This window comes from Nocardioides sp., assembly GCF_031397825.1.
In the GTDB taxonomy this organism is placed as follows: Bacteria; Actinomycetota; Actinomycetes; order Propionibacteriales; family Nocardioidaceae; genus Nocardioides.
This window is the reverse complement of the sequence record NZ_JANNML010000004.1, coordinates 1-4,094: the sequence shown is the minus strand read 5'-3', so window position 1 is coordinate 4,094 and position 4,094 is coordinate 1. Positions and strand designations below refer to the sequence as shown.

The following is a 4,094-nucleotide window of genomic DNA, read 5'->3' as shown; positions in this document are numbered from 1 at the left end:
CCCTTGACGACCTCGATGACGGTGCCCTCGACGACGCCGTCCTCCTCCTTGACCTGCTCGATGGTGCCCCAGGCGCGCTCGTACTGGGCGCGCTTCTTGGACAGGATCAGGCGGCCTTCCTTGTCCTCCTTCTGGAGGACCAGGGCCTCGACCTCGTCACCGACCGAGACGACCTCGGAGGGGTCGACGTCGTGCTTGATCGAGAGCTCGCGCGAGGGGATGACACCCTCGGTCTTGTAGCCGATGTCCAGGAGGACCTCGTCGCGGTCGACCTTCACGATGGTGCCGGAGACGATGTCGCCGTCGTTGAAGTACTTGATCGTGGCGTCGATGGCCGCCAGGAAGTCGGCCTCGGATCCGATGTCGTTGACCGCGACCTGCGGGGCGTCATAGTCCGGCTGGATGATGGTGCTCGTCATAAGGGAAGTAATTCCTTGGTGGGCAGATGTCGTGCGGGCGCGCGCAGAGGCCGGTTTCACGTGCCGATGGGATCGAGCGTCGTGCCGGCGGAAACCGGCTGACATCGTCAGTGAGCGAGAGTCCACTCCGTCTGGGACCAAGGCAGACCTCTAGCGCACCGCCCAGCGTACGCCGCGCCGCGGGCGGGCGTCCAACCGGCACTGGTCTGCACCAGTAGGGGTCTTTACCCGGCCCTCCGTATACCCGATGCCAGGGGGGGTACGGCCCCCTCGGCGTCATGGGGACACCAACCCTCGCGCCCTGCTCCCTCCCCGACCGCGCACCCGCGGTCCGTTCTTCTCGGACACCTCTCGGACCCGTCTCGGAACGCTCCCTCCGCCTCGCCACGAGCGAGCCGGTTGGGGTGTCCACTCCCCGCCCCCGCCCCCTGGAGTCACCCATGAAGATCCCGCGCCCCCTCGGGGCGACGGTCAGTCTGTCGACCCTCGCCCTGCTCACGCTCGTCACCGTGCCCTTCGCGGCACCCGCCTCTGCAGCGACGCTGCCCGTCCCGGCCGGTGCCACCACCGCCGCCACCGGTGAGGTCCTGCACGTCACCGTCCTCGGGGTCCCGCTCGTCGGGGCCTCCGTCGCCGAGGTGATCCTCGGCCAGGTCGAGGGCACCCTCAACGCCACCAACCCGCGCTCGACCGCCGAGTCGCGCAACCTCGAGGGCACGGCCCTGACGGCCATCCCCCTCAACATCCTCTCCGAGGCGACGCAGGTCGCCCCGCCCGACAACATGGCGCCCGCCACCGACTCGATCGTCGCCGGGACGATCCCGCTCACCGTCCCCGGTGTCCTCGACCTCGGCGTCTCCAGCTCCTCCGCCCAGGCCCGCTTCGCGACCGACGGCACCTGCCTGGGCGCCAACGTGCCGGTCAGCCGGTCCAGCGTCTCCACCGCCGACGTGAGCGTGCTGGGCATCTCCGGCCTGACCGGTGGGGTCGTCAACCTCCCGGGCACCGCCTCGGTGAGCCAGAAGACCGAGCTGGTCTCCAACGGGCGCCCCAACGGCGGGCGCAACGTCGTCAGCACGGTCACCGGGAGCACGGCGTCCCTCCAGCTCGCCGGCAACAACGTCCTCGAGGTGACCTCGGCCCCGGAGCTGAAGGTCACGGCTGACGGCACCACCGCCGGCACCAAGGCGACCTACAGCACGCCCATCGTCGAGCTCGGCGGCGTCCCGATCATCCCCGGCGACCCGGTGAGCCTGCCGGCCGAGGCGGGTCTGCTCCTCGAGCTGAGCGTCGGCACGCCGACCATCACCAAGAGCCCGGACGGGCTCACGGTGACCGCGAGCGCGGCCGCGGTGCACCTCAAGGTCACCCTCGGTGGCTTCATCGACGTGGCCGAGCTCGACCTCTTCCCGATGACCGCGACCGCCAAGGCCCCGGCGGGCGGCGTGACCTGTGGCGACGCCACCGGTGCGGACACCGACGGTGACGGTCTGACCGACACCGAGGAGACCACGGGCTCGCAGAACCCGTTCCCCAACCCGGCGACCAACCCCAACGACGCCGACAGCGACAACGACGGCATCAACGACGGCACCGAGACCGACATCGGGACCAACCCCAACGACCCCGACACCGACGACGACGGCCTGCTCGACGGCCAGGAGACGACCGGTTCGGAGAACGACTTCCCGACCCCGGCCACCAATCCGCTCGACCCCGACTCGGACAACGACGGCCTGACCGACGGCCAGGAGACCACCGGCTCGGAGAACGACGCCTTCGGCAACGAGCCGACCAACCCCAACTCCCCCGACACCGACGGTGACGGCCTGACCGACACCGAGGAGGTCACCGGGTCGGAGAACGACGCCAACGGAAACGAGCCCACCGACCCCAACACCGCGGACACCGACGGTGACGGCATCGACGACGGCGACGAGATCGACGGCGGCACCGACCCCAACGACCCGCTCGACCCGGGCGGCCCGGTGGTGGACACCGACGGTGACGGTCTCAGCGACACCGAGGAGACCACGGGCTCCGAGAACGACGACTACGGCAACGAGCCGACCGACGCGACCGACCCCGACTCCGACGACGACGGGCTGACCGACGGCGAGGAGGTCGCCTTCGGGACCGACCCCAACGACGCGGACACCGACGGCGACGGCCTGCTGGACGGCGAGGAGGTCGACGGCACGGAGAACTCGTTCCCCTCCCCGGCGACCGACCCGCTCGACGCCGACTCCGACAACGACCGCCTCACCGACGGCCAGGAGACCAGCGGTGCGCTCAACTCCTTCCCGTCGGCCGCGACCAACCCCAACGACGACGACACCGACGACGACGGGTTGTTCGACGGCCAGGAGGTCCTGGGCATCCGGGTGCAGGAGCAGGTGCAGCTCTCTCCCAACAGGTCGGCCAACATCGGCCTCGTGAGCACCAACCCCAACCGCAAGGACACCGACGCCGACGGTCTCGGTGACCGGATCGAGGTCGTGGGCTTCATGATCGACCAGCGTGTCCGGATCCCGGGCGGGAAGTTCTACACGATCGGCAAGGTCCGCACCAACCCCCTGAGCAAGGACACCGACCGCGACGGCCTGCAGGACAGGGCCGAGCGGACGGGGTCGCGCAACGGGCGCTTCGACAACCGCAAGTCGGACCCCACGCACTGGGACACCGACCGCGGTGGCGTCAGTGACGGCGACGAGATCGCCCAGCGGGCCGACCCCGCCAACGTCTTGTCGACACCCAAGAACCCCAAGGCCGTCGCCGGCCGCGGGGGCCGAGCGTGACCGCTGCTCGCCGGCCCTGAGCCCGCGAGCCGGTCACTCCTGCCGCACCAAGGGCGGGGCGGAAGCTCCCCCCGGGACCTCGGTCCCGGGGGGAGTTCTGCGTGCGGACTCAGCTGTTCTCTGGGCCGGGTCCACGTGGCTGTGCGCCGGTGACCTGCCGCACGGTCTCCAGGTTGGCCCGCCCGAAGCGGGCGTCCGGCTCGAGGTAGGCGCCTTCGGCCCACTCGTTCCAGGCATTGACGAAGACGAGGCGTTCGCCGTCACCGGTCGAGGCGGCATCGACCGCCCGCGAGAGCCAGCGCCGGAACGAGACCGGGTTGCCGCCGTGGAACGCGTAGGCCGCCGACTGACGTCGAGGGGTGTTGTCCCACCCCGGCATGACCCCGGGGTGCACCCGGAGGCCGTGCGGGCCGGTGGTGGCGAGGTCGGCGCCGTCGATGGCGGCGTCGTAGGACAGGACGTCGCCCGAGTGCGCCGGGTCCAGGCCGGGGGCGAGGTCGCGCAGCGACTGCAGCCCGATGCCGGAGCCCGGGGGAAAGCGGACCAGGCCGTCGAGGGCGCCGACCACGGCGTCCGGCAGCGCCTCGAAGTCGCGTGACGGTGTGACCGCGAGGACGTGGAGCCCGCCGAGACCGTCCTGGCGGGCGCGCTCGCGCCACCGGGCGATGGTCCGAGCGCCGTCGGGGAGCTGGCCGATGCGGTAGACGACGAGCATCGGCTTGCCGTCGACCCGGAGGTAGCGGTGGTCGCGCAGGGCCGGCAGGAGGTCGTCGTAGAACGCGTCCTCCCAGCCCGGTGGGTAGGTCTGGTCGATCAGGACGTCCTGGTCGAGACCGTCCCACCTGCGGGTCCAGGCCTCGTTGGCCCAGCACAGGGC

At 71.0% G+C, this 4,094-nt stretch carries 3 protein-coding genes; 1 reads left to right on the top strand and 2 read right to left on the bottom strand.

Annotated features, from left to right (window positions below):
* Positions 1 to 419: S1 RNA-binding domain-containing protein (locus tag RMN98_RS00375; RefSeq protein WP_309646815.1), on the bottom strand; the 419-nt coding region annotated here is incomplete at its 3' end.
* Between the two features lie 440 nt (positions 420 to 859).
* Here RMN98_RS00375 and RMN98_RS00370 point away from each other — a divergent pair.
* Positions 860 to 3,217 (top strand): hypothetical protein, encoded by a 2,358-nt coding sequence (locus RMN98_RS00370; protein ID WP_309646814.1) that lies wholly within the window; start codon positions 860 to 862, stop codon positions 3,215 to 3,217.
* Between the two features lie 109 nt (positions 3,218 to 3,326).
* Here RMN98_RS00370 and RMN98_RS00365 read toward each other — a convergent pair.
* On the bottom strand, positions 3,327 to 4,094 hold a 768-nt coding region (locus RMN98_RS00365), incomplete at its 5' end, for a glycoside hydrolase family 99-like domain-containing protein (RefSeq protein ID WP_309646813.1).